At 49.1% G+C, this 25,568-nt stretch carries 35 protein-coding genes; 32 read left to right on the plus strand and 3 right to left on the minus strand.

Annotation, left to right across the window (positions count from 1 at the left end):
* Window positions 1-13: 13 nt before the first annotated feature.
* Both G9U52_RS27185 and G9U52_RS27190 read right to left on the minus strand, forming a co-directional pair.
* Window positions 14-439 carry an ImmA/IrrE family metallo-endopeptidase gene (locus tag G9U52_RS27185; protein WP_166153809.1) on the minus strand — a complete coding sequence of 142 codons (426 nt, stop codon included), beginning with the start codon at window positions 437-439 and terminating at the stop codon, window positions 14-16.
* A 17-nt stretch (window positions 440-456) separates the two neighbouring features.
* A complete protein-coding gene (locus tag G9U52_RS27190; RefSeq protein WP_166153810.1) occupies window positions 457-969 on the minus strand; it encodes a helix-turn-helix domain-containing protein in 513 nt (170 codons plus the stop codon).
* Between the two features lie 108 nt (window positions 970-1,077).
* Between G9U52_RS27190 and G9U52_RS27195 the strand changes: the two genes are divergently transcribed.
* From G9U52_RS27195 to G9U52_RS27280, 18 genes are all read left to right on the plus strand, one after another.
* Window positions 1,078-1,296: a helix-turn-helix transcriptional regulator gene (locus G9U52_RS27195; RefSeq protein ID WP_166153811.1), complete on the plus strand. Its 219-nt coding sequence runs from the start codon at window positions 1,078-1,080 to the stop codon at window positions 1,294-1,296.
* Window positions 1,297-1,438: 142 nt separating this feature from the next.
* Window positions 1,439-1,708, plus strand: coding sequence for a helix-turn-helix domain-containing protein (locus G9U52_RS27200; RefSeq protein WP_243767584.1), 270 nt, complete (start codon window positions 1,439-1,441; stop codon window positions 1,706-1,708).
* Between the two features lie 34 nt (window positions 1,709-1,742).
* On the plus strand, window positions 1,743-1,907 hold the full coding sequence (locus G9U52_RS27205; protein ID WP_166153812.1) for a hypothetical protein: 165 nt from the start codon (window positions 1,743-1,745) through the stop codon (window positions 1,905-1,907).
* A gap of 15 nt (window positions 1,908-1,922) precedes the next feature.
* Window positions 1,923-2,189, plus strand: a complete 267-nt coding sequence (locus G9U52_RS27210) for a helix-turn-helix domain-containing protein (RefSeq protein ID WP_166153813.1) — start codon at window positions 1,923-1,925, stop codon at window positions 2,187-2,189.
* Between the two features lie 2 nt (window positions 2,190-2,191).
* A complete protein-coding gene (locus G9U52_RS27215) occupies window positions 2,192-2,467 on the plus strand; it encodes a hypothetical protein (protein WP_166153814.1) in 276 nt (91 codons plus the stop codon).
* A 33-nt stretch (window positions 2,468-2,500) separates the two neighbouring features.
* The gene (locus tag G9U52_RS27220) at window positions 2,501-2,920 is read left to right on the plus strand and encodes a hypothetical protein (protein ID WP_166153815.1); all 420 of its coding nucleotides are present in this window, start codon (window positions 2,501-2,503) and stop codon (window positions 2,918-2,920) included.
* Complete coding sequence (locus tag G9U52_RS27225; protein ID WP_166153816.1) at window positions 2,917-4,113, plus strand: DUF2800 domain-containing protein; 1,197 nt, start codon at window positions 2,917-2,919, stop codon at window positions 4,111-4,113. Before G9U52_RS27220 ends, G9U52_RS27225 begins: the two co-directional genes overlap by 4 nt.
* Entirely contained in the window at window positions 4,110-4,322 is a 213-nt protein-coding gene (locus G9U52_RS27230; protein WP_166153817.1) for a hypothetical protein, read from the plus strand. The genes G9U52_RS27225 and G9U52_RS27230 overlap by 4 nt, the downstream gene beginning before the upstream one ends.
* Window positions 4,309-4,905 (plus strand): DUF2815 family protein, encoded by a 597-nt coding sequence (locus G9U52_RS27235; RefSeq protein WP_166153818.1) that lies wholly within the window; start codon window positions 4,309-4,311, stop codon window positions 4,903-4,905. The genes G9U52_RS27230 and G9U52_RS27235 overlap by 14 nt, the downstream gene beginning before the upstream one ends.
* A gap of 63 nt (window positions 4,906-4,968) precedes the next feature.
* The gene (locus G9U52_RS27240; RefSeq protein ID WP_243767585.1) at window positions 4,969-5,427 is read left to right on the plus strand and encodes a nucleoside triphosphate pyrophosphohydrolase family protein; all 459 of its coding nucleotides are present in this window, start codon (window positions 4,969-4,971) and stop codon (window positions 5,425-5,427) included.
* A complete protein-coding gene (locus tag G9U52_RS27245; protein WP_166153819.1) occupies window positions 5,424-5,621 on the plus strand; it encodes a hypothetical protein in 198 nt (65 codons plus the stop codon). The genes G9U52_RS27240 and G9U52_RS27245 overlap by 4 nt, the downstream gene beginning before the upstream one ends.
* The gene (locus G9U52_RS27250; protein ID WP_166153820.1) at window positions 5,611-5,988 is read left to right on the plus strand and encodes a type II toxin-antitoxin system PemK/MazF family toxin; all 378 of its coding nucleotides are present in this window, start codon (window positions 5,611-5,613) and stop codon (window positions 5,986-5,988) included. Before G9U52_RS27245 ends, G9U52_RS27250 begins: the two co-directional genes overlap by 11 nt.
* A complete protein-coding gene (locus G9U52_RS27255) occupies window positions 5,985-7,940 on the plus strand; it encodes a DNA polymerase (protein ID WP_166153821.1) in 1,956 nt (651 codons plus the stop codon). The genes G9U52_RS27250 and G9U52_RS27255 overlap by 4 nt, the downstream gene beginning before the upstream one ends.
* Window positions 7,941-7,961: 21 nt before the next feature.
* Entirely contained in the window at window positions 7,962-8,555 is a 594-nt protein-coding gene (locus G9U52_RS27260; protein WP_166153822.1) for a hypothetical protein, read from the plus strand.
* Window positions 8,556-8,574: 19 nt separating this feature from the next.
* On the plus strand, window positions 8,575-8,958 hold the full coding sequence (locus G9U52_RS27265; protein WP_166153823.1) for a hypothetical protein: 384 nt from the start codon (window positions 8,575-8,577) through the stop codon (window positions 8,956-8,958).
* A gap of 15 nt (window positions 8,959-8,973) precedes the next feature.
* The gene (locus tag G9U52_RS39415) at window positions 8,974-9,987 is read left to right on the plus strand and encodes a DUF3310 domain-containing protein (protein ID WP_207953227.1); all 1,014 of its coding nucleotides are present in this window, start codon (window positions 8,974-8,976) and stop codon (window positions 9,985-9,987) included.
* Window positions 9,977-10,327, plus strand: coding sequence for a hypothetical protein (locus G9U52_RS27275; RefSeq protein WP_166153824.1), 351 nt, complete (start codon window positions 9,977-9,979; stop codon window positions 10,325-10,327). The genes G9U52_RS39415 and G9U52_RS27275 overlap by 11 nt, the downstream gene beginning before the upstream one ends.
* Before the next feature lie 11 nt (window positions 10,328-10,338).
* Entirely contained in the window at window positions 10,339-11,886 is a 1,548-nt protein-coding gene (locus G9U52_RS27280) for a PcfJ domain-containing protein (protein ID WP_166153825.1), read from the plus strand.
* 45 nt (window positions 11,887-11,931) lie between these two features.
* On the opposite strand, the gene G9U52_RS27285 is transcribed toward G9U52_RS27280, so the two are convergent.
* Window positions 11,932-12,255, minus strand: coding sequence for a hypothetical protein (locus tag G9U52_RS27285; protein ID WP_166153826.1), 324 nt, complete (start codon window positions 12,253-12,255; stop codon window positions 11,932-11,934).
* Between the two features lie 95 nt (window positions 12,256-12,350).
* Between G9U52_RS27285 and G9U52_RS27290 the strand changes: the two genes are divergently transcribed.
* From G9U52_RS27290 to G9U52_RS27355, 14 genes are all read left to right on the plus strand, one after another.
* The gene (locus G9U52_RS27290; protein ID WP_166153827.1) at window positions 12,351-14,702 is read left to right on the plus strand and encodes a virulence-associated E family protein; all 2,352 of its coding nucleotides are present in this window, start codon (window positions 12,351-12,353) and stop codon (window positions 14,700-14,702) included.
* A 252-nt stretch (window positions 14,703-14,954) separates the two neighbouring features.
* Window positions 14,955-15,242 carry a VRR-NUC domain-containing protein gene (locus tag G9U52_RS27295; RefSeq protein ID WP_166153828.1) on the plus strand — a complete coding sequence of 96 codons (288 nt, stop codon included), beginning with the start codon at window positions 14,955-14,957 and terminating at the stop codon, window positions 15,240-15,242.
* Window positions 15,232-16,608, plus strand: a complete 1,377-nt coding sequence (locus tag G9U52_RS27300; RefSeq protein WP_166153829.1) for a DEAD/DEAH box helicase — start codon at window positions 15,232-15,234, stop codon at window positions 16,606-16,608. Before G9U52_RS27295 ends, G9U52_RS27300 begins: the two co-directional genes overlap by 11 nt.
* On the plus strand, window positions 16,605-16,871 hold the full coding sequence (locus G9U52_RS27305; RefSeq protein ID WP_166153830.1) for a hypothetical protein: 267 nt from the start codon (window positions 16,605-16,607) through the stop codon (window positions 16,869-16,871). The genes G9U52_RS27300 and G9U52_RS27305 overlap by 4 nt, the downstream gene beginning before the upstream one ends.
* 39 nt (window positions 16,872-16,910) lie before the next feature.
* A complete protein-coding gene (locus tag G9U52_RS27310) occupies window positions 16,911-17,384 on the plus strand; it encodes a sigma factor-like helix-turn-helix DNA-binding protein (protein WP_166153831.1) in 474 nt (157 codons plus the stop codon).
* Window positions 17,385-17,970: 586 nt separating this feature from the next.
* Entirely contained in the window at window positions 17,971-18,720 is a 750-nt protein-coding gene (locus G9U52_RS27315; protein WP_207953228.1) for a terminase small subunit, read from the plus strand.
* Window positions 18,665-19,948, plus strand: coding sequence for a PBSX family phage terminase large subunit (locus G9U52_RS27320; protein ID WP_166153833.1), 1,284 nt, complete (start codon window positions 18,665-18,667; stop codon window positions 19,946-19,948). The genes G9U52_RS27315 and G9U52_RS27320 overlap by 56 nt, the downstream gene beginning before the upstream one ends.
* A 69-nt stretch (window positions 19,949-20,017) precedes the next feature.
* On the plus strand, window positions 20,018-20,254 hold the full coding sequence (locus tag G9U52_RS27325; RefSeq protein ID WP_166153834.1) for a hypothetical protein: 237 nt from the start codon (window positions 20,018-20,020) through the stop codon (window positions 20,252-20,254).
* Window positions 20,255-20,315: 61 nt separating this feature from the next.
* Window positions 20,316-21,869: a phage portal protein gene (locus G9U52_RS27330; protein WP_207953229.1), complete on the plus strand. Its 1,554-nt coding sequence runs from the start codon at window positions 20,316-20,318 to the stop codon at window positions 21,867-21,869.
* A 13-nt stretch (window positions 21,870-21,882) separates the two neighbouring features.
* Window positions 21,883-22,584 carry a phage head morphogenesis protein gene (locus tag G9U52_RS27335; RefSeq protein ID WP_207953230.1) on the plus strand — a complete coding sequence of 234 codons (702 nt, stop codon included), beginning with the start codon at window positions 21,883-21,885 and terminating at the stop codon, window positions 22,582-22,584.
* Window positions 22,585-22,597: 13 nt separating this feature from the next.
* Complete coding sequence (locus tag G9U52_RS27340) at window positions 22,598-22,756, plus strand: hypothetical protein (protein ID WP_166153836.1); 159 nt, start codon at window positions 22,598-22,600, stop codon at window positions 22,754-22,756.
* On the plus strand, window positions 22,753-23,991 hold the full coding sequence (locus G9U52_RS27345; protein WP_166153837.1) for a DUF2213 domain-containing protein: 1,239 nt from the start codon (window positions 22,753-22,755) through the stop codon (window positions 23,989-23,991). The genes G9U52_RS27340 and G9U52_RS27345 overlap by 4 nt, the downstream gene beginning before the upstream one ends.
* 21 nt (window positions 23,992-24,012) lie before the next feature.
* Window positions 24,013-24,531 (plus strand): structural cement protein Gp24, encoded by a 519-nt coding sequence (locus G9U52_RS27350; RefSeq protein WP_166153838.1) that lies wholly within the window; start codon window positions 24,013-24,015, stop codon window positions 24,529-24,531.
* Between the two features lie 18 nt (window positions 24,532-24,549).
* Complete coding sequence (locus G9U52_RS27355) at window positions 24,550-25,551, plus strand: DUF2184 domain-containing protein (RefSeq protein ID WP_166153839.1); 1,002 nt, start codon at window positions 24,550-24,552, stop codon at window positions 25,549-25,551.
* Window positions 25,552-25,568 lie beyond the last annotated feature (17 nt).

The following is a 25,568-nucleotide window of genomic DNA, read 5'->3' on the forward strand; positions in this document are numbered from 1 at the left end:
AGAAAGCGCAAAGTTAGCGTGTAAGGGACTTCAAATGTGCTACCTCTTGCGGAACTCCGCAGGTATTTGCTGCTTCGTAGATTGTCACGCCAGACTGGATAAACTCATCAGGTATTAAAAGTTCTACGGCAAACTGGTTAGCCTGCAGTTCATACTTGCCTAATACAAATTGGGTCTTTCTTGTGATGAAGTAATGGCTAAACCCTTTATGTAGGAGAAGGTGGCCTAACTCATGCGCGCAGATAAAACGCTGCTCATCTTCTGTGAGATTCGAATTAAGGATAATATATTTTCGCCTAAGAACGCGCATGCAGTACCCTTTAACCTGTTCAGGCAAGTCAAGATACACTATCGAAACTTTTAACAGCTTTGCAAGCCTAAACGGGCAGTTTGTTCGATGTTTAGCGTAAATGTTTTTTACTCGGATTCTAATGTCCAAGATACGACCCCATTCTGTTAGGATTCCTTATTCTTTCCTCGGCTTTTTTTGTAATCCTCTTTATTACGCTTCTTAGCGTCCCAGAAGATCGTTTCCATCACGCCAATCATTTTCGCACGGTCAGATTCATCAAACTCTACACCATCAAAGAATAGGGCTTCAGGAGCCTCCAGCATTTTAAGAAGATCGCGCTTGTCTTTAGCGGTGGCCCATTCTGGGGTATTTTCTTTAGTCGGTATCGTTTTAAGTCGCGCTTCCAATTCTTCGAAAACAGATTCATCCGTATAACCGTCGGCATACATATCAGAGGTTAACATATTGATCCCCTTGGGGTGTGGGAGCCCTAAAAGGAAATCGACAGTGACCTGATGGTAGTTTGCAATAGCGGCAAGCATAGTGATATCAGGGTTAGAAATCCCATTTTCCCATGCGTTATATCTAGCACGCTTTACTCCTAATATTTCAGCCATCTTATCTTGGGTGAGGTGTTTGTGATTTCTTAAAGCAGCTATTCTTTGACCGAGGTTCATTTAAAGTACCGACCTTTCGACAATTAAAGATAATTTATTTATCAAAACCTATTGACGATAATATTATTATCAAATATAATCAGATTACGGCAAGGAGGTGATACAAAGATGGCAGATAGACGACAGCAACTTATTGCTTGTCGGGAATCAAAGGGGTCCCGTGAGGAGGTCGCACTTGAATTAGGTATATCGAAAGTCTATCTCAGGATGATCGAGACAGGAGCGTTAAAACCTGGACGTGATGTGATGTTTCGAATCTCTAGCTATTGTGGTCAACCTTTAGAAATCCTATTCCCTGATTTGTTTAGCGACGAGCGGGTTGTTTAACTATGCGTTATGTGATAATTATATTATCTTTTATTAGTATATGCGATAAAATAATTATCGTCAATATTTTTATATCAGTTTTTTCCATTTATAGTTATTGATAATATTATTATCAATTGAATGAGAGAAGGGAAGGGTTTAATTGTCAACTACGGGCGAAAAAATGATCGACAGAAAGAGTCGTAGTAAGATTCTAACTTGGAATGCATTGCCAGAAGTACTAACCGCTCAGCACATTGCTGACTACCTTTATCTATCTCGTCGACGTGTTTACGAGTTGTTCCAAATAACGGAGGCAGCTGGCGGGATTGCAAACTTTGCCATTGGTGGGTCGAAGCGGGTAGATCGAGAAGATTTCAAACGATGGGTCGATGCTCGAAAGAAAGAGAAGGCGCAGCGCATCAATGTTTAAAATTCTTGGCGGGAATGAGAGGAGGTGAACACCTATGCCAAAGGACATGAATAAAGAACAGAAGAAGTCTTACCGCAAATACCTGGACTTGTACAACTCTTACTTATCTGACGATATTACGCCGGATCAGCGGGAGCAATGTAAAGCTGAAATGGTTGGGATCGAGAAGGCATTCGGCATACAAGGGGATTGGTTTTAGTGAGGAGGCAATGCAATGGAACCGAATTCTTTTGGAGTTTATCTTAAAGCGTTGCGAAAAGCAAAGGGAGTGAGTTCTTCGCATAAACTTAGTTTTCTTTCCGGTGTATCTCAAACGTTCATAGTGCATCTCGAACTAGGGAAAAGGATACCTTCACCTGAAATTATCCGCAAGCTTTCAACGGCTCTTGGTGTTTCACACATCGGCATGATGATCAAAGCAGGGCACTTAACGCTTGAAGAGGTTTTGGCTGTCCGTACTAAACATGGAATTGAGGATTGAATATGAAGCGTACCAAATTGAGGGCGGCATTGTGGCTGCTGCTGGAACGGTTAGCAAAACAGCCAGCAGTAAAGAGGCATGCACGTAAGCAATACAGCCGGTGCAGGCAGGTATTAAACGGTAACGCAAAGATGGCTACTGTTACGAGCAGCAGCCATCTGGTCAAGCAATCTGGAAATACAGTTAACCTTATCATACCACAAGGGCACCCGCATGAAAACCCTCAAAATTATGAGGAGCTGCCGATAGGTGACGCTTTTACGGCAGTTGGCGTCTAAGATTTACCACACATCTACTAGGAGGAATCATCCATGTCCGTACAAATCAATATCACCGGCGATAGCGCTATCGAAGCCGTTAAAGAGTTTTCCGTTCTTGCTGCCCATTTCACATTCCCTGCTGCTGGAACTGCCGATGCAACTAAATCGGACAAGCCCGTTGCTACCCGTAACCGTTCTGTTGCTAAACCTGTTGAAACTGAAAAACCAGTTGAGAGTGCCGCAGCTGATGCTTCTGAGGAAGGTTCCCAGACCAAGGGCTCCATTGAAGATGATTTTCAAGACGATGATGCCCCCGTTCCTACTGTTGTAGACTTACGTGCCAAGGCTCAGGAGGTTGCAAAGACCCTTGAAGGCAAAGCTGCAGTTAAGTTGCTTCTTGCAGGCCGTGCCATTTCCAATATACCGGAAGAGGAACGTGCTGCGTTCCTTGTTGCTTTGGAGGCACTATGACCCAGCCCGCACATGCTGAACGGGCGCACGCCTTACTAGGTGCGTCCAAGGCAAGCCAGTGGATTAACTGCCCGCCGAGCGCCAGAGTGCAAGAGGGTATCGCTGAGAAGCGCAGTGATTATGCCAACGAAGGCACTCTGGCGCATGAATTGTCTGAGATCATGTTACGCCGTAGGCTGCTGCCTTGCGACTCGAAGGAGCGCAAACGGCTAGATGCTGCCATGGAAAAGGTGAAGGCAGATACGTTCTATGGTCCTGAGATGGAGAATGCCGTCACCGATTACGTGGAGTTTGTAGAGGAGCGCTACATGGCAGCAAAAGCCCGTTCGTCCGATGCGGTTATCCTGCTGGAGGATCGGTTGGATTTTACCGAGTGGGTGCCCGAGGGCTATGGGACGGGTGACGTGGTGCTGATTGCAGATGGCGTCCTTGAGGTTATCGACTTGAAGTATGGCAAGGGCGTGCCCGTCAGCGCCTTCAACAACCCTCAAATACGGCTCTATGGACTGGGTGCTTGGAACAGCTACAGCTATTTATATGATATCCATGAGGTGCACATGACCATCTCACAGCCTCGCCTGGATAGCGTCAGTACCGACATTTTGCCGATCGATGAGCTGGTCGAGTGGGCGGAGACGGTGGTCAAACCTGCTGCCTTGCTAGCGTTCGCTGGCGAAGGGGAATTTGCATCGGGCGACCATTGCCGGTGGTGCAAGATTAAAGGCGATTGCCGAGCCCGTGCCGATGCGAATATGGAAGCTTTAGCTTACGAGTTCAAAGACCCTGCCAGGATGAGCTTAGAGGAGATCGGCAACATTCTTTTTATCGCCGAACGTTTGGCGGTTTGGGGTAAAGACGTTGCAGATTATGCCTATGACCAAGCCAAGGCTGGGAATCGCGTCCCTTTATGGAAGCTAGTCGAGGGGCGCAGCAACAGGGCGATCACAGATAAGGAAGCCGCGAAGGCAAAGCTACTGAAAGCAGGGTTTGAGGCAGATAAGATTCTCAAGCCACAGGAATTTAAGGGCATCGGTGATCTGGAGAAACTGGTAGGCAAGAAGGATCTAGCTGCTTTGTTAGCTGACTTGATCGTTAAGCCTCCAGGAAAACCAGCTTTAGTCCCCGAAACGGATAAGCGGCCAGAGCTGAATAGCATTGACGGAGATTTTGCCGGAGAGGAGTTTTCGGAATGAGGAGTCAGTGCAACCAAAGGATTACCGGGTATGGGGTGGGGCTTGCTTTTGTGGAGTCTAAGGAAATGTACTACGACAAACATCCTGGAAATGTCCGCATGCCGAATGACCCTAAAACTGCTGCTGATCATGCTGCCTTGTGTGGCCCAGTAACAACTTATTTCTTAAACTCAACTCAAAAGGAGCAAATCAAATATGGCAATCGATAATACGTCAACTAAAGTAATCACGGGAAAAGTGAGGCTTTCCTATACACATGTATTTGAGCCGGAAGCTGATGATAATGGGGTGGATAAGTACAGCACAGCAATCTTGATCCCTAAGTCAGACAAGGACACTTTGAAGAAGATTCAAGCGGCTGTTAACGCAGCAATCGAACTGGGCAAGACCAAATGGCCGAATGGAAAGGTCCCTGCTAATTTGAAAAAGCCTTTACGCGACGGGGACGAGGAGCGACCAGAAGATGAAGCCTACCAAGGTCATTTCTTCCTTAATGGTACATCCAAAAACAAGCCAGGTATCGCCAAGCCGATTGGTAAGGACGGTAACGGGAAAACAAAGTTCCAAGAGATTACGGACACAACTGAGGTTTATTCAGGATGCTACGCCAAGGTTTCGCTTAATTTCTATCCGTTCGAGGCAAAGGGTAATCGCGGTGTGGCTGCAGGCTTGAATAATATCGTTAAGGTCCAGGATGGTGATTTCCTAGGCGGTCGATCCAATCTGTCAGATGATTTCGCCAATGAGGATTTCGAGGATGATCTTGGTGGCGATGACGATTTCTTGAACTAAATTTGTAGGGGATTCTGTAAGGGGATCCTCTTTCTTTATCCATAAAATAGGGAGCGTGGATATATGAAACGTTATTTAAATGAAGCGGAGCTAACGGAATATTTGAAGAAAGACCCTCATGCAGGTTGCCCAGCTTGTGGAGAGGATTGCGGGGGCTGGGTAGTGGATGGGCAGCCGTGTAGAAAAACAGTTGACCTTAGTATAAATGATCTCGTCAACGAAGCACACCAGAATGCTATCAATAAAGGCTGGTACGAGGAGCCCCGGACATTTGGCGAAGTGATCGCCTTGATGCACTCTGAGCTATCGGAAGCCTTAGAGGATCACCGTAACGGTCGAGGTTTGCAAGAGGTTTACTTCGAAGGTGAGAAGCCCTGCGGTATCCCTGTGGAGCTGGCGGATACGGTGATCCGGATATTTGATACCTGTGGGCATCTGGGCATCGACCTTGAAACGGCTATACGGATTAAGATGGACTATAATGCGACTCGGGAAATTAGGCACGGTGGCAAGAAGCTATGAAGGATGGAATTGTTCTCTTCTATTGTAAGGATAGTGTCCTTTATCCGGTGGCTCTCACAGAAGAACAGCAATACACCTTAGATTTTACGGCAAGCTTGCTTTCACCGCTGACTGTCGTTTTCGATAAGCCTCAGGGCAGCGCTGTTAATTTGTTAGGAAAATCGAAAACTGGAGGTGGTCGTAATGGGGGATAGCATACAACGGGGCGATGTCTGGGTGGCTGACCTTGGCACGCCAAACGGGAGTGAGCAGCGGGGTACCAGGCCTGTGCTCATCATCCAAAATGATGTAGGAAACCAGCATTCTCCAACGGTTATCGTTGCGGCGCTCACGGATTCAGGGAAAAGGTATATGCCGACGCACGTACCTGTTAGCGCCCGCGATGGGCTAAAGAAGGATTCCGTAGTCTTGCTGGAGCAGGTCCGGACGATCGATAAGAGCCTGCTTAGGGATTGGGTTTGTGAGCTGTCGGAGGATGAGATGGTCAAAGTTAATTACGCGATCCGGGTGAGTATTGGGCTTATACCAGCCCCTGCTCCAACAGGCGGCAGGGCAAAATGACTATCTTACAAATTGACCTTGAAACATACAGCAGCGTTGACCTTCTCAAATCAGGTGTTTACCGATACGTCGAGTCACCCGATTTCGAAATTCTGCTCTTTGCCTATGCTTACGATGATGAGCCGGTTACGGTGATTGATCTAACGGCTTTCGAAGATGTACCGGATTTCATCTTACACGATTTGCTTGACCCCTTCGTCACGAAGGCAGCTTTCAACGCCAACTTTGAGCGAACTTGTATCGCCAAGCATTTTGGCATCAAATGCAACCCCCATATGTGGCAGTGTACATCTGTTTGGGCGCTGACACTCGGGCTGCCAGGCTCTCTGGGCAAAGTAGCCGAAATTCTAAAGCTGGAAGATAAGAAGGATACCAAGGGCAAAGGCTTGATCAAATATTTCAGCGTGCCGTGTAAACCCACCAAGGTCAATGGGCAGCGTACCCGTAACTATCCACACCATGATCCAGAGAAGTGGGAAGAGTACAAGGCTTACAACAAGCAGGATGTAGTCGTGGAGCGTGAAGTCAGGCTCAAGCTGGAACGCTTCCCCGTGCCATCCCATGAATGGAAGCTGTGGGCGCTTGACCAGCAAATCAATGATCGTGGTGTCCGGCTGGATCCAGTATTAATAGAACACGCTATCGCTTGTGCCGTGCAGTACACGGAAAGGCTAGTCGATGAGGCGCATCAATTAACGGGGCTAGAGAATCCCAACAGCCTCACGCAAATTAAGGGTTGGCTATCAGACCACGGGCTGGAGACGCCTGACGGTTTAGGCAAAGAATTCATGCCAGTGCTTCTGAATGCTGCACCTTGCGAAGATACGAAACGGTTGCTGGAGCTTAGGCAAGAGATGGGCAAAACCAGTAATTCCAAGTATGATGCCATGTCCCGGTCGCTATGCAGCGATGACCGTGTGCGGGGTATCCTACAATATTGTGGGGCTAACCGTACTTGGCGCTGGGCTGGGCGTAATGTACAAATGCAAAATTTGCCGCAAAACCATATACCCGACTTGGATCTTGCGAGGAGTATCCTGCGTTCTGGCGATTATGAATTCCTTGAGATGATGTACGGGGCTCCGCCTTTTGTACTCTCCCAGCTGGTTCGGACAGCGCTGATCCCTTCAGAGGGTAACCGGTTCATTGTCAGCGATTATGCGGCGATCGAGGCTAGGGTCATTGCTTGGCTGGCGGATGAGATGTGGGTGCTGGAAGTGTTTAAGGGTCACGGCAAGATCTATGAGGCCACAGCTGCCCGTATGTTCAACACCCCATTTGAAACCATCGTAAAGGGGCATGACAATTACCGTTTACGTGCTCCGGGCAAGGTCGCGACGTTGGCTTGCGGGTTTGGTGGCGGTGCAGCAGCCCTGTCGAAGATGGACAAGAACAAGGAGATCCCCGAGGACCAATACGACCGGCTTGTTAAGCAGTGGCGCAACGCCAACCCAAATATCCGTAAGCTCTGGTACGCAGCTGAGGAAGCTGCAATGCAAGCGGTTCAGGAGAAAACGACAGTCAAGCTGGCACATGGAGTGCAATACCGGTACGAAGGTGGCATTTTGTTCGCAGACCTGCCGAGCGGCCACAGCTTAGCCTATCCGCAGCCAGAAATTAAGCTGGATACGAAGTTTGGCAAAGACGGGCTTACCTTTTATGCACTGGATGAACGCAACAATTGGATGCCGCAACGGACATGGGGCGGGACGCTAGTGGAGAATCTGGTTCAAGCTATTGCTAGGGATTGCTTGGCGGTGGGGCTGACACGGACTGAGGCAGCCGGCTATCGCACTGCAATCCATGTCCATGATGAAATAGTTGCCGATGTGCCGATCGGTTTTGGCTCTGTTGAGGAGATGTCAGATCTAATGGGTCAGCCGATTGATTGGGCACCCGGATTACCTTTGAAAGCAGCAGGCTTTGAATGCGACTTTTACCAAAAGGATTAAATATCTCAGGAGGTTTTATATATGGGTATCCGTAAAGCAGATGTAACCAAATTCATTTCAGACAAATCGCGAGCAAGAAAGGACATCCTTTGGAAAGCTGCCCATGGAATTGTCCAAGCTGCGGTAAAGCCAGTTATATTTGAAATCTATAAAGACGTCGGACCTATAGAACGGCAAGCCTCAAAGTTATACGACACCTTACAAGAAGCAAAAGGGAATCACAAGCGATTCAAGGATTGGCATAACTTAAACCGACTTATGCAGGATTTGAATAGCCATATCGTCACCTTGCGGATGGATATCACTCGTGAGCACATAAGCTCGGTCATGCACAACCTGCTAAATGATAGCTCGTACCCTTTAGTTAAAGAACTGGACACGATAATCCCTGAGCTGAAGAAGCAACTGGTAAAAACGATTTCCGAATATCAAGAGCTTACTAAGCTTACTAATGAGCTGATTACCATCGTCGAGGCAAGCCATAACGGGGATAAAGCCTATAAACGGCTTGAAGAGCTCGGTGTTGATCTTAGTGGGTTTAATGCAAGCGGTAAAAATCTGCCAGCGATAATCAAGCTATCGGGAAATGTCTGCTTACTGAATGGCGACTGCTAAGCGGAAGGGGTGACGCATTATGGCAAAACGGAAAACGAAAGATCAGATTACCCAGGAGCAGGCAGCACTTGTAAAAAAACGATTTGAAGATAAGCAACGCCAGAACGCAAGGGCTGAGGAAGCCGATCGCAGCAGGAAGCGCAAGCTGGAACAATCCAAACACCGGGAAAGGCTGCGGGTGCAGCGCTCTCGTCCTCGTATGGAGTTACCTTCCCAGTATGCCGGTGAGATGATTTACGTTCATAAGAAGATATATGACGGGTTTATGAAAAAGAAGGGTATCACGATCACTAGCTGCAAGGCTGTGGGCGGATCTGGTGGCAAGCTAGTGATCGAATATGATGTATTCCGGGGCGGGCACGGCACGCTGGAGCTTCAGGACCTGGGACCAATGCCGGTATAGAGAGGTTGATGCATAATGGGCAGGATCGGACATGGCACTGGAACACCTATCCCTAGCCGGGACGCTGAAATGAGGGCTACGGGAAACAGCGTAATGACTACTTATTTTTTATCGCCAGAAGAGTTGGCTAAATATGGGCCAGCGACGAGATACAAAGGACCGTACACCAAACCAACTCAAGCCTGGGTCAAGGCTAAGGTTGACCCGATAAAAGAGGAGCCAATCGATATGGGAAAAGCACCAAAGGAAGCCCCGTCTTGCGGGCTAACCAAGAGGATATACCTGGAGCAGATTGCTGCAGGCGAGACCAACGCAAGCATCGAGAGGGCATGGGGGATGAAAGCGAACAGTCTCTATCAGTGGCTGGGCGTATGGGATGTGAAGGGGATCAAGGCTGAACAGGCAAGCAGGGTGTTGGCACAAATGCCTGACCCAGCAAATCCGGTCCCTCAGCCTCTCAAGGCAGTTACACCGGAACCGCCGGATACTCCTCAAGCAGACAAGGAACCAGAAGTGAAATGGGATGAAGTAGCGGCAAAGTTAATCGATGAGCAGCTTGTACTAGACCAGCTTAGTGCTGCCAAGATCGAACAGCTTCAAGCCGAGCTAGCCGAAGCTAAGCAGGCTGCTGCAGAGATGGAATATAAACTCAAGGGGCTGGAAGCCGAGCATGCTCTTGACTTGATCGATTTGGATTCAACCGTAAGCACTTTGCAAATGCATATCGATCAATTACAGGAGCAAGTAAGCGAGCATTCACCTGATTTAATTCCTGCAGGTACTATCACACGATCCGATGATCCTGTTAACCACCCGAGTCATTACACCGCCGGATCCATTGAGTGCATCGATGCGATCGAGGCAGCTACCACAGGATTAACCGGCGGCAATGCCTACAACACGGGTGTAGCTATAAAATACCTTTGGCGCTGGTCACTAAAGAACGGTGTCGAGGATTTGGAGAAGGCACGCTGGTATGTTGATCGACTGATCTCATCGATAAAAGGAGGCGCTAAAGATGCCAGCTAAAGCGATTGAAAAACTAAGAACGGAAATGACCGGTAGCAATAACCCTTATGTCCCCATGGTCGGAGAGTTTTTGATCAAACACCTGCAGTCGAATCCGGACGATTCCAGCAAAATCCTGAATATCGATAAGTCGATCGCGAAGAGTATGCAAGCGATGCAGGCTGAGGCCAAAAAGAAGCAGGTCGGCGGCATGGCCGTCCTGTCAGATGCAGAAGGCTTCGCAATCGTATTGAAGTATTTTGGTGTAGGCGAGATGGTTGAAGCAGTTCCGGCAGTCGACACAGCCGGCACGCCGACACAAGAGGATATAGATGCTGAATTTGAAGCCATGATGCTGTAGGGGGTGAAAATATGTCGAGCCCTGAATTTCAGGAATTTGTTGCCCATATCCCCCTATCTATTAGCCAAGAAATTGAGGACTATGCCACAAACACGGTTTTTCTCTCCAGCCGTTATGTTTTTGTAAGAAGCTTCAAAGGCTTTCAGTTCGGCTATTGTTCCCACTGTAAAAATGAATATATGACCTTGGTCAAACTGAAGCACAACCAAGACTGGCAATGCCCCAGGTGCCTATCGTTGGTCAAAGTGAAATCAAGCGGGATGGGTCGTAAGAAGATGCTCGATGATGCTTATTTTATCTACTATCAAAAATCGGCGATTAACTCTAATGCGGTTGTCGCCAGAGGCATTTATGCTTACCGCAGCTACCAAGGAGATTATTATAAAACGGAAACGGTTTATAAGGACATTGCGCTATATCTGTTTGAACCCGGAAGTACGAAGATGTTGCAGCGTGACTATTGGTTTGGGTGCGATAGTTGGCACATGAAGAAAAATGTTCGATCCGAGATGGTTCACAGTATGAAAAATAAACGGAGTCACACCGCTGTGGAGAGTATCGTTCCTGCAGTTCACGGAACACACTTACAATACTGCACTTGGGAAAAATACGAAGATCAGTACGATCTGGTAAAGTTCTTCGACCTAGCAGCAAGATACCCGTGTGTCGAGTACCTAACCAAGATGGGCTTGAGGAATGTGGTTGAGTCGAAGCTCAATGGTCTGCCGACATACCGAGTCATTAACTGGCGGGGGAAATCCATCGATAAGGTGCTTCGGATATCTAAAGCTGAGCTCAGGGATCTACGCTCTGCACCTTTTACCGTTATGCCTCTCAGCCTCCACAGTTACCATTTTTATAAGAAGCGTGGGTTAAAGCTAACCTTTGTGGAGGCACATCTGCTAAGGGATCTTACAGATGGTTACTATTGGGATATGTCGAAAGAACTGTTTAAGCATGCACCCTTTACCCGGATATCTCAATATACATTGAGGCAGTTAAACAGAGATGGCGTTCAAAAACATTACCGTAACGCCAGTTCGGTTCTTACCGCTCTGAGGGATTACATTAAGGATTGCATGGAGCTCGGTATGGATTTGGAACAGGAGCACGTATTGTTCCCGAATAACCTATATGAGGCACACCAAAAAACGATCCGCAAAATGAAGGTTAAGAAGGACGAAACCCTTAACGTCAAAATTACGGCTCGGCTTAATGAGTTGAACCGATTTAGTTTTGAATATGCCGGATTCATTATTCGACCGGCTGCCTCCATCCTTGAGTTGTTCGATGAGGGGAAAGCACTGGAACATTGCGTCGGCGGGTATACGGATCGATACGCTGACGGTAAAACCAATTTGTTCGTACTCCGACGATCGACAGAGCCGGAAACCCCTTTTTACACCGTTGAGGTCGTTGGTCAGGAAATCAAACAGGTCCGCGGTAAGAAAAATTGTAACCCAACCGATGAGGTGCAGGCATTCATTGAGGCATTCAAAGCCCAGAAGCTGGTCAAGAAGTCACGGAAGAGTAATTTAAAAGTAGCAGTCCCAGCTTAAAGAGACCCCCTCTTTTCATAAAACGGAGGGGATCAAATAATTGTGTTAATACGACAAGCTAGATTTTTTCTTGTTCAGCTGATTAATAAAATCTGTTAGATTCCCTTTGGAATCTTCATCTAGTAGGTAATGTTTCGTTCCGGTCTCAATTTCGGCCTTGGAAAATTGTTGTTCCTCGGATCCAGAAATGAAGCCATTACCGATTTCTGCGGCAGCATTAATTTGTAAATCTTTGTAGTCGTAGGTATGGAGTATGTTCGCTTTCCAATCCGCGACAAGGAATTTATTTGAGCCAATAGCATAAGAAAAATTGTCTTGTTTAAAAATGATCGTAGCAAACTCTGCATCTAATTGTTTTTGGATATCCATATAAGTCTCCTTTTCCCATGATTTAACTATTATATCATTTTTAAAGATTGTGCACAGATGTTACTTAGGTCTAGATGCCATAAGGAAGTGAGTGTATGCAAGACAATGAGTTAGACATCAGCTTCGGAAAACATAGAGCCGACACGAACTGGAAGCCTGAATATCTATCTTGGGATGAGTTCGTTGACCGTCTACGTAAGGTGCGCCGGACTGCAGAGACGATGGCGCAGTATAACAAGATGTCGGTGCCGGATAAAGGCAAGGCTAAGGACGGGTCTGCTTTTGTCGGCGGGCTTGTCCGGGGCGGGCGTAGAAAGAAAGACTCCATCGATACCCGCAGCTTAATCACGCTGGATGTGGATAGGGCTGACGATGACTTCCCGTTCGCTGTGGAGCTAGTCTTAGGCGGATCTGCTTACGTGATCTATTCGACCCACAGTCACCGTCCAGACAAGCCCAAGTACAGGCTTATTGTGCCCGTGGGTCGCAATGTAAGCCCCGATGAGTACGCTGCCGTCAGCCGCAAGCTGGCGGAGCAGATCGGTATGGACTATTTTGACAAGACCACGTTTGACGTGCATCGCCTCATGTACCTGCCCAGCTGCAGCAAGGATGCAGAGCCGGTGCTGGAAGTATATGAGGGCGATCCATTGGATGTGGAGGGTATCCTGGCTGAGTACGACAACTGGCAGGACGTGATGCAGTGGCCACGCCATGTTGATGATAAGGCAGGTCCTCTATTAATTGGAAAGAAGGCTCAGGATCCACGGGAGAAGCATGGCACGATTGGGCTATTCTGCCGGGCGTATACGATCGAGGAGGGCATCGACTCTTTCCTAAATGAGCAATATTCAACGGGGACAATGCCGAACCGCTATACGTACTCGGGTGGATCCAGCGGCAATGGGCTAGAGGTATTCCCTGACCAGGAGCTAGCTTACTCGCACCAAGACAGTGACCCTGTAGCTGATGGGCGCACGTATAATCTGTTTGACCTTGTGCGTGTCCACAAATTTGGGCATCTCGACGAACGGGTGAAGGAATTTACGCCGGATGCCAAGAAGCCCAGCCATATGGCTATGGAACATTTTGCGGCAAAACAGCCTGCTGTAGGGCGACTCAAGATGGCTGAACTGTCTGACGCCTTTGGGGACTTTGATGACAGTATAACCGAGGAGCCAGATCCCGAAGACAGAAATTGGGAGGGTAAGTTGGAGCTGCACCATAAGAGCTGTGACGTCCTCCCCACTGCCGGTAATGCAGAACTGATCCTCGGTCATGGAGCCTGGCATGGTGTGCTTGCCTATGACGCCTTTGGTAATTCGGAGGTCATCCGTAAGCCTTTGCCTTGGCGGGAGAGAGAGCGCCCACACAGGCGATATGAGCCGTGGCTGGGGGCTGATGACAAGCGGCTCCAACATTGGTTCTCCAAGGTATATAACATCAAGGCGTCGGCTACGATCCAGAATGCCTTTACAGAGGTCGTGCATATCAATAAATTTCATCCTATTAAAGCGTATATTGAATCTCGTACTTGGGACGGGATCCAACGGGTAGATGATATCTTTATCACCTATTTGGGCGCCGATGATACCCATTATGTGCGCCAGGCGACTCGTAAAATGCTATTAGCTGCTGTGGCTAGGCTTTATCAGCCAGGTTGCAAGTTTGATGAAATGTTAGTGCTTGTGGGTCCGCAGGGGGCTGGGAAATCCAGCCTGTTAGCTAAGTTGGGGCGGGAGTGGTTCAGCGATAGCCTGCGTACGTTTGAGAATAAAGAAGCTGGGGAGCACCTGCAGGCGGGGTGGATCTTCGAGATCGGCGAGCTGTCGGCGCTTAAGAAATCAGAAGTGGATGAGGTTAAGGCGTTTTTGTCCAAGACTGAAGACCGATATCGCGTAGCTTATGATCGGCAAGTTTCGGAGTTTCCACGTAAATGCGTGTTTTTCGGTACAACCAATACCCGTGATTTCTTGCGGGATGAGACGGGTAACCGCCGCTTTTGGCCTGTGGACGTGGATCCAAAGAAATCCAGGCTTAGCCATTGGGACTATCTTACTGATGAGGTGGTGGGGCAAATCTGGGCGGAGGCGTTGCACCTATTCAAGGCGGGGGAATCCTTGGAGCTGGACCGGGATGCCGCCGAGATGGCGAAGATGCAGCAAGCGTCTCACTTAGAGATAGATCCGCGTGAAGGCATTATTCAGGAATGGCTGGAGACGCAGGTTACCGATGAGATCGGGGAAGATCCCTACTACCACAAACGGGTATGCGCAACTAAGATTTGGGTCGAGTGTTTAGGGGGAAGACTCGGCATGATGCAGAAATGGGACGCCCGTGCCATCTGTGATATGATGCGGCGCATACCGGGATGGAAAGAGCTGCCGGGGAAGGTTCGTGTGGCTGGATATGGGCAGAGTGTAGCCTTTGATAAGGTGATTCGTTAAAAATATCCTATGGGATCATGTGGGATCACCTATTTTCCAATGATCCCACATATGGTGCTAAGGCATCACATTGACGGATCACTGAAAGCCTAGCCGTACCAAGGTTTAAGACACTGCTGATTCTAATGATTCCATATAATTACTATCTTTATAAAAAATTAAATTAACCTATATAGGGATAGGGAATATAGGTTAAACGCATATACGTCTATACACGTGTGAGAAAGCATCATCACTTAGGAGGAAATGGATATGCGGGAATCAACTTTGGAACGAAGGCTGGTTCGGGAAGTTGAGCGGATTGGTGGGCAAGCGCCGAAATGGGTATCTCCAGGAAATCGCGGTGTGCCTGACCGGCTTGTCATCCTGCCAGATGGACGGACGTTATACGTCGAGATGAAAGCACCTGGCAAGCCGTTAAGCCCCTTGCAAGCCAAATGGGCAAAGACGTTACGGGAATTAGGGCATGGGGTTTACAAAATAGATTGCAACGACGGTATCGATCGTTTTATAGCCGAGGTGAAGGCAAATGGAGTATAAGCCACACCAATACCAAGATTATGCAACGGGGCGCATTATAGACACGGAGTATATCGCATTGCTTTTGGAAATGGGTTTAGGTAAAACCGTATCCACCCTAACAGCAATCGACCAGTTGCTGAATGATTACTTCGATACCAGCCGTGTGCTGGTGATCGCACCGCTGAGGGTAGCTGACGACACCTGGGCTCGTGAGGTGACGAAGTGGGACCACCTGCAGCATTTGCGGATATCAAAGGTGCTGGGCAGTGCTGTGGCTAGGCGTAAGGCGTTGAAAGCCGATGCCGACATTTACGTAATCAACCGTGAAAATGTGGAATGGTTAGTTGGCGAGCTGGGGACAAGCTGGGATTTCGATACCGTCGTGATCGATGAGATATCCAGCTTCAAGAACCCACAGTCCAAACGTTTTAAGGCGCTTCGCCGGGTGCGGCCGATGATTAACCGCGTGATTGGGCTTACAGGCACACCAGCGCCAAACAGCCTCATGGACTTATGGGCACCCATGTATTTGCTAGACCAGGGGCAAAGGTTGGGAAATACCATAACGAGCTATCGTGACCGGTACTTTACGCCTGGAAAGCGCGATGGGCATGTGGTATATAACTGGAACCAGAAAAAAGAATCAGAAGAACGGATCTACGAGGCGATCGGTGATATCGCCGTTAGCATGAAAGCCGAGGATTGGCTGGAGCTTCCTGAACGTATTGACCGCGTAGTACTGGTTAAGCTTTCAGCTTCAGCAAAGGCGCTTTACGACCAGCTGGAGGAGGATCTGCTGTTGCCTTACGCTGACGCCGATGTCGTGGCGAATACAGCAGCCGTGTTATCGATGAAGCTGTTGCAGATGGCATCCGGTGCTGTGTATGACGAGGATCGCGGCGTTAAGCTGATCCACGACGCCAAGCTGGATGCACTGGAGGACATTATCGAGGCAGCACAAGGTAAGCCAGTCATGGTGTTTTACAATTTCAAGCATAGCCTGAGCCGGATCCAAGAGCGATTCCCGCAAACCCGTATCCTGCGCAAGGGCAAAGACGGCAACCAAGACATCGCCGAGTGGAATGGCGACCAGATCCCCCTTTTGCTGCTGCACCCTAAGAGCGCAGGGCATGGGCTTAACCTCCAAGATAGTAGCTGCCAGACCGTTGTTTGGTACGACCAGATCTGGAGCCTGGAGGAAGACCAGCAGAGCAATGCACGGGTACACAGGCAAGGTCAGACACGCAGAATTGTGGTCCTAAGGCTTGTCGCTGAGGGGACGATGGATGAAGAGGCAGTATCAGCCTTGGAGCGTAAAGCAGCAGGCCAGGACGCTTTGATGGATGCGGTGAAGGCGAGAATCGATAAGGTGGCGAGCGCATGAACCCGATCAAGAAACGGAAAATACGCCAGCGGATCCAGCAGGCGACGGATGAAGCCTTTTGGGATTTGATGAACACCGCCCACACCAAAGCCTACCAGCTGGGGCAAAAGCATATCCGTGAGGCCATGGAGTGCACGGCAGGCATTAGTAAAAAGCAGGTAGCTGCCGTGCTGGCGAAAGCCGAGGAAATTTGTACACAGTGGGACGGGCTTACGGTGACATCAATTACCGTTGAGGATACAGAGCTTAAAGAGTTGAGATAACCTGAAACGCTTGGGAATTTGACAACAGGGGGATAGCGTATGAAGCTGTGGGTCGAGGAACTATTAGCGGAATACAACCAGGGTAAAAACCAGCTGCTGAAATATAGGGATCGCCTGGATCCAGAGGACAAGCTACAGAAGGAGGAGTCGCTGATCGTGGACAGCATGATCAGCGATATGAATTACTCGATCGAGTGGCTGCGGCGCGGAAGGCGTCCAGGCAGTATGCGCGGGGTAGACAGAAAGGATGCCTATCCCCGTGCTGCCTTGATGGATATGGATCTATTCCCGTCACTCGACATCGAGCCGCAAGAGGTACAGCTTACCGATGAACGCAAGAAGCAAATGGTCGAAGTGCTACTTTTACTTTCCAAACGGGAGAGACAGTGCTACCTGCTGCACATGGTCCAAGGCATGAGCCTAGCGGAGATCGGTGCGGAACTGGATATGGCAAAGGGCGCTGTGCAGACATATATCCTAAGAGCAAAAACCAAGGTAGGACAAGCGGTTTAGGGCATTTTGTATTACGCTTGTATTACGATTTAGCCTTTATATATAGAGGGACTAATTTCGACACTGGGCGTGGTTAATATCGCAACTAAGAGTCTCGGCATGATCGAATAGGCCCGCAGCATACGCTGTGGGCCTATTCCCTTTGTTATGCATAAACGGTGTATATCAGCGTGGAAGTTGCTGTTTACAACTGCAATCAATAAATTCAAGAATGGCGCAGTGGCGCGGTTTTCTGTGATATTGCATAAACGCTGCATAAATCATATTCGCCAAACGTTAAAAATAAGCCCGATGTATCGCGGTTTGCCGCGGCAATCGGGAAAAGTACTTATGTACAAAAGGCATGATTTATACATAAGTCCGTGCATAAACATTGCATAGACAATCGGGGGTGAGGTGCCATGTTGTGTCGGATGAAATTAGACTAAAAGCAGAAGCTGATTATAATCTAGGTATGAAATATAAAGAGCTCGCTGTAAAATACGAGGTCACTTTAAACACAATCAAGTCCTGGAAGACAAGGCATAAATGGGCACGTAAAAGTGTGCACACAAAAAAGGAAATGGTGCACACAAACGAAAAAAGTGTGCACACAAAACCAAAGAGGCCTGAGCCGCCTCCTGAGCCTGAATTGGATAAGCTTCCTGAGAAGTGGCAGCTTTTCGTGATGGAGTACCAAAAGGACTTTAACGCAACCCGAGCAGCGATGGCTGCCGGCTACAGCAAGCGAACAGCCTACTCGATAGGTTGGGAGTTGTTGAGAAAGCCGGACATACAAGCGGCAAACCAGAGGTATCGAGAATCGATGACCGGTGAGCTTGGCTTATCCGTACAAAGGGTTGTCCTGGAATACATGAAAATCGCATTTGCAGATCCAGGGGACATCATAGACTTTGGAGTTAGCAATGAGATTCGGATGGACTCGGAAGGTCAGCCTATTCTTCATCCCGAAACCTATGAGCCGCTGACGTATAAAAGCCAATTCGTGACGCTGCGAAACAGTGACGAGATTGACGGATCGCTGATCAGCGAGATCAAGCAAGGCAAGGACGGCGTATCGATCAAGCTCCACGACAAAATGAAAGCCCTGGAAGCCTTGACCCGGTATATGGACGTGCTGCCAGACCACCATCGCCGCATGATCGAGGAGAAGAAGCTGGAGCTGCAGCGTGAGCAGGTGGCGATCGCTAAGACCAAGGCTAACGGCGATGACCCTCCAGGAGCCCAGGACGATGGTTTCTTCGATGCCTTGAAAGCCTCGGCAAAGGAGGTATGGGCAGATGAAATTGAAGCCGGCGACGTTCCGTTGGAAACCGTTTTCGACGAAACAGATTAAGGTTTTAACCTGGTGGATGCCAGAGAGCCCACATAAGGATAAGGACGCGCTGATCGCTGACGGATCCGTAAGGGCAGGCAAGACCGTGTCCATGACCTTCAGCTTCGTTGTATGGGCTACCCATACGTTTGTTAACGAGCAGCTAGGTATGGCAGGTAAAACCATCGGATCGCTACGCAGGAACGTTGTGGGACCTCTTAAACGTATGCTGCAGAGCAGGGGATACCGTGTCCACGATGACCGCACACAGAATGTGCTCACGATCAGCCTGGGGTTAGTGTCGAACCACTTCTTCCTGTTTGGCGGGAAGGATGAGCGATCGCAAGACCTGATCGCCGGGATCACGCTAGCGGGTATGTTGTTCGATGAGGTAGCGCTGATGCCTCGCAGTTTTGTTGACCAGGCTGTCGCACGTTGTTCGGTAGAGGGCTCCAAGTTTTGGTTTAACTGTAACCCCGCGGGACCGTATCACTGGTTCAAGCTGGAATGGCTGGATCAGCTGCAGAAGAAGCACGCGCTACATCTGCATTTCACCATGTCGGACAATTTGTCGCTATCGCCGCAAACACGGGAGAGATACCAGCGCATGTTTACCGGCATATTCTACAAGCGCTACATCTTGGGCTTGTGGGTAATGGCGGAGGGTATTATTTACGATATGTGGGACGATGAGCTCAACACGTTTGATGATGAGGATCTGATACCCGGATTCAAGTCGCTTGCCCGCAGATATATCGCAGTTGATTACGGCACGAGTAACCCGATGGTATTTTTGGACATATGGGATGATGGGGATGTGTGCTGGATCCTGAATGAATATTATTACGATGGCAGGGCTAAGGGTGTCCAGAAAGAGGATAGCCAGTACGCGGAGGACTTCATGGCGTTTATCGAAGCTGACCGCGACCGGCTGCAGTACACCATTATCGATCCATCCGCAGCCAGTTTCAAAGTGGCGCTGCGTAACCGTGGCGTCCGGATCAAGGATGCAGATAACGATGTGGAGGACGGAATCCGGAACGTTTCGACCATGATGGCTAAGCGCAAGCTCAGAGTGCATAGTAAGAACTGTCCTAATTTCCTAAAGGAACGAGCTTCCTACATATGGGATGAGAAGGCCCGGGAGCGAGGCGTCGAACAGCCAACGAAGCAATTTGACCACGCTATGGACGGTACAAGGTATTTTGTAAAAACGATCATTAAGCCGCGCCGGTTGGCGGCAGCGTAAAAGAAAGTAAGCTGGATTAAAAAGGAAATAGTCGCCTCCTGTCGAAAGGGAATGGGGGGAGGTGATAAATTGAAAATAGAAACTTTAAATTTGGAAATTCTGGGGGCGACTTTACTCAGAATTGCACCCGTGGCATTAAAAGCTAACCATAAATGGCCTAAATCGACTTTAAAAGATTATGTTCTACCTGAAGAAGGTTCGGAAGCCGACTTTGTAAGGGATCTATTCACTATGGAGACACAAGCTATTGTCGATAAATGGTATGGCGGAGATGACAATGCCGCTGGATTCCTTTTTAGTAAATAATAATTTGTGAGCCAAGCACCCTAACAGGTGCTTTTTATTTTGCGTAGAAAGGAGGGATAACTTGTCGAAACGTAAACGAAAGCAGGCTGCCACAGACGCTAGACAGCCTCCTGTTGCCACTGAGATGCCACAACCTAAGTTGTCCAGAGGATTAACGACAGATGCATTCAGCAACCAACTGGCACGGTTAGGCTTTGGCACACCAAACCTGATCGAGGGTACCGAGTATCCGTTGACCAGGCTAACGCAGAATTACCAGCTCATGAACAGCTTGTACCGTTCACACTGGATCATAAGGCGAGTGATCGATACCATTCCGGAAGACATGACACGGAACTGGATTACGATTACCACGCAGCTGGATCCGGACATGATCCGTCGTTTGGATAAGATCTGGAGGGTACGTAAGGTTAAGTCGAAGATTCTGCAAGGGTTGAAGTGGGGCAGGCTATATGGCGGTGCTGTCGGGCTTATCATGATTGAGGGGCACCAAGATGTGCTGGAGCAGCCGCTTGATTTCGACACGATTATGCCAGGCAGCTTTAAAGGGCTCATGATCTTGGATCGCTGGTCCGGTGTAACGCCAAGCTCTGAACTGGTTGACGATATCGACGATCCTGATTTTGGGTTGCCTGAGACATACCAAGTAACGACCGATAAAGGCGCCACGATGAAAGTCCACCACAGTCGGATCCTGCGTTTTATCGGGAGAGAGCTGCCGCATTGGGAGCAGATTGCAGAAATGTACTGGGGCGCATCGGAGGTTGAGGTCGTTTATGATGAGCTCAAGAAACGGGATAACACTAGCGCCAATATTGCACAGCTGGTGTTTTTGGCTAACCTTCGTGTGCTGAAGATGGGTGATCTAGGAGAGTTGTTATCCGTAACGGATACCCAAAACCAGTCCGATGTGTATAACACGCTTCAAGCGCAGAATTGGCTCATGAGCAACATGGGTATGCACATCCTTAGTAAAGATGACAGTTTCGAAACCCACCAATACAGCTTTGGCGGACTAAACGAGATATACGAAAGCTTCATGCTGGATATGGCAGGAGCTAGTATGATCCCGGTTACTAAGCTGTTTGGTCGGGCTCCTGCAGGTATGAACGCCACTGGCGAATCGGATATGCAGAATTACTATGAGGTTGTGCAGCAGGGGCAGGAAACCTCACTGGCGCCTATCCTAGACAAGTTGCTCCCGATCATGTGCATGTCAGAGTTTGGTGCGATCCCCGATGATCTGGATTATAAGTTTGACCCGATCCGGACGCCCGATGACAAGGAGATCGCGGAACTGGTCGATAAGAAAACGACATCAATCGCCGATGTGTACACTGCCGGGCTTATCAGTCAGAAAACAGCGATGAAGGAATTAAAGCAGATGAGCGAGACTACCGGCATGTTTACGAATATCAGTGACGAGGATATTGAACTAGCAGACAGCAGCATCGATGATCCAGGTGAGCTGCTTCCGCCAATGGGAGGAGGGATAGATCCATATGGCCAGCCTTTGGGCACCAAAGAGGCGGATCGAACAGGCTTACCAGCGATCCCTCCGATCGGCGATGCAAAGCCTAGCAAATTTGCTAGCTGGTTTAAACGATCCAAGTGAAATCATAAGAGCGATGAGAGCCTTTGCGAACAGTAAGGGCTTTTTGGCGTATGCCCAGGCTACAGCGATGAAGATGGTAACCCACTTATTTAGTGATTCCGGGCGCACCTGGAGGCAAGCTGCAGCAAAGAACAGCCAGGGGAGGCGGATCTATGAAGCGTTACAAAAAGAGCTGGCAGGTCCACTTGGCGCTGCTGTTATGCATCAAGTTAACCGCAATGCCGAGCTTATTGGATCCATGCCTTTGGATCTTGCCCGAAAGGCTACCCAACATATTCTGGAGGAAAGCCTTAAAGGGACAAGATCCAGCAGCATAGCCGAGCAGCTCAAGCTCCTGTTCCCGGATATGTCGAATGCCCAGGCAGCGCTGATCGCCCGTACCGAAAGCAGCAAAACCTCTACGGCACTTACAGAAGCACGGAGCCTGGGGATGGGCGTGCATTGGTATGTCTGGAAAACTAGCGAGGATTCAAGGGTGCGTGATTCGCATGCGCGTATGGATGGTGTGCTGGTTAACTGGAACGATCCACCGAGTCCTGAGCTGCTGGACGGCATGAAGTCATATGGACATTACCATTGCGGTGGGATATTCAATTGCCGGTGCTACCCTGAGCCCGTGATCGATCTGGACTTAATAGCGTGGCCAGCTAAGGTGTACAGGAACGGCAGTATAACGCGAATGACCCGGAAGCAGTTTGAGCAGATTGCAGCGTGAGGAGGTGAGAAGCATGCTTAAGTTTACCGAAAAAATCGGAGATATTGAACTAGTTTACGAAGGTGAAACTGTGCAGGATATACTCGATCTGAAACGAGCTTTAAATCCTGATGTACTCATTGCGAAGGGTATGACACCTGAGGCGCTTGCCAAGATAGCTGCGGATCTATGAGGGCTTATTACGGTTCACGATTCAGCACGAACCAGACAGCCACGCCTGAGGGCTTTTTAGTCTGCCATAACGTGCCTGTAGCCCGGACGGGGTGGCAGGAATATTTAGGCGAGGAGATTGGCGCTACCGATATGACCGGCAAAGTGGTCAAAGTGTTCCGATCACCTGAGGAAGTGTTTAGCCCTGCAGCGATCGCCAGCTTTGAAGGCAAGCTACTGACATCGGAGCATCCATCTGAGCTGGTCACACCTCAGAATGCGACCAGGTATTCTAGAGGCGTTGTAACTAACGTTCGCCAAGGCTCTGGTGGCGATAGCGATATGTTGCTAGCCGATCTGGTTGTGCACGATCAGCAGCTCATTGATGAGATCCAGGCAGGCAAGCGTGAAGTCAGCTGCGGATACGATTGCACGTATGCAGCAGCCGATGATGGCACCTACCAGCAGCAGCAAATCTGTGGGAACCACGTTGCGGTCGTGAAAGAAGGCCGAGCTGGTTCCCGCGTATCAATAAAAGATTCTCAAAATGAAAAAGTGAAAGGGGTATCAAGCATGCCGAAAATTGTAAATAAAGTGAGTTTGCCAGGCAAGCGACCAAGCATGACATCTTTCCTGACAGCCATCGGGTTAAAGCAGTTTGCAACCGATGCTGAGCCAGAAGAAATCATGGATGCTATGAACGCCATGGCAGATGAGAATGGCGTAGATCCAGAGGATAAGAAGGAGGCGGCCAAGGATGAAGACCCGATCGCGGCGCTCTCGGCGCAAGTCGCGCAGCTTGCTGCTGCTTTTGCTGCTTTTTCGGAAGGCGGCGCTCCTGCGCCAGCAGCAGATCCACTCGATGCCGCAATCGCCGAGCTAGAAAAGCCGGCATCTGACAACGAAGAGGAGAGCCATACGATACCCGCTGAAAATTTTGACGAAGCCGGCCCGGTATCAAGTCCTGAGGATCGCCCTACACCGGCACTCACTGGTGACACTGCGTATAAGCTGGCAGCGCTGAAAGCCATGAAGCCTGTACTTGCTGCAATGAAGGATCCAGCTGAACGCAAGCTTGCTGTGGATGCTGCTCTTGCTAGTTTTGCGGTTAAGCCAGCTAACCCAGGCGCGTATGCTGGCATTAGCAACGGACAACGGAAGCCTACAGGCGATGGTGCGCCGGTTGCGGTAGATCCAACCCAACTGGGCAAAGACATCGCCAAGAAACACAATCCCCATTACAAGGAGCGCGTATAAGCGCAGAAAGGGTGAAATCATATGCCAGGTGGAGTAATCGGTAAATCTTTAAATTTTGGGTATCCAGGTAACGTTTCACGTTCAGTCGATGCGATCATCGCCAATCGAATTGTAAATTTAGCAGGTGGCGTTAGCATCAATTTTGGTGACCCAGTTATCTTGAATGCGGATAACACTTTTTCTAAGTTTGCCGCAACAGGTACGCTGGCCAAATTCGCAGGGGTCGCTGTTCGAGAGGTCAAACAGAATACGGTCTATGCCAGCAATGCAACGGGATCATACGCTCCGGGAGATCCATGTGACGTACTGGAACGCGGTAGCGTAACTGTAGTCTGCTCTGTTGGAACACCTACAGCAGGTGGTGCCGTGTACATCCGCACTACCTTGAATGGGGCAATTCCTTTAGGTGTAGTAGGCGGGTATGAGGCAGCAGCAGATAGCACGAACAGCATCTTAATCACGAACATGAAATGGACAACAGGAAAGATTGATTCAAACCTTGTTGCCGAAGTCACAATTCTTGGACGGAATAATCCGTAAGAAGGAGGTTAACGCATAATGGCAATGCCTAAAGCACCAAAAACTTTTAGCGTACCTGTGAGTCCGATGTTCATGAACGACGCCGCGATTGGAGGCGGGATGGCTTTCCTAAACGGGGAGCTTGAGAAGCGCGATCCAAGACTACTGGAGCCCTTATCTTCTGTAACATGGCAGCGTGATATCGTTGCTAAAACGGGCGGCGGATGGGTTGACTTCACTAGCAACATGTTCGTTGACTACGCCACTACCGGGGGCAATGAGTCCGGAATCATCGGCGGCGAAACTAACGACATCCCGATCATGCAGGCTAACACCAGCAAAGACCTGTACAAGGTGTTCAACTTTGCTAACATTTTGAAGGTGCCTTTTGTGGACCAGCAGAAGATGCAGACCATCGGTAGAAGTTTGGACGATATTCTGGACAAGGGTATCCGGCTGAACTATAACAAATCCGTAGATAACATCGTGTATACAGGTGTTGCCAGCATGGGCATTTACGGTTTGATCAACAACCCAGCGATTACGGCTGCTACAGTTCCTAATGGCGCAGCAGGTACGGCTACTTGGGCGACTAAGACGCCAGATGAGATCCTGAATGATATTAACCAGGCGCTTGTTGCTACGTGGGCCGCATCTGAGTACGATTTGACAGGTATGGGCAACCACATCCTGATTCCACCTGTGCAGTATGCGTATATCGTCTCGACGAAAGTCAGCGGCAACGCCGACAAGTCCATTCTTCAATACTTGCTGGATAATAACATCGGGAAGAACCAAGGCGTTGATGTGTTCATCGGACCCTCGAGATGGTGCACAGCTGCAGGGGCTTCAAGTAAAGATCGTATGATGGTGTACGCAAACAACGAGGATCGGATTAATTTCGATCTGCCTGTAGCACTCAGTCGCGTTATGACACAGCCGCAGGTTACAGAGATGGCTTATTTGACCGCTTATGCTGCTCAAATCGGACAAGTTAAAGTCCTTTACACGCAATGTGCCGTATATAGAGACGGAATCTAATCAAGAAGGAGGATAAC

This window comes from Paenibacillus agricola (assembly GCF_011440305.1).
GTDB lineage: Bacteria > Bacillota > Bacilli > Paenibacillales > NBRC-103111 > Paenibacillus_S > Paenibacillus_S agricola.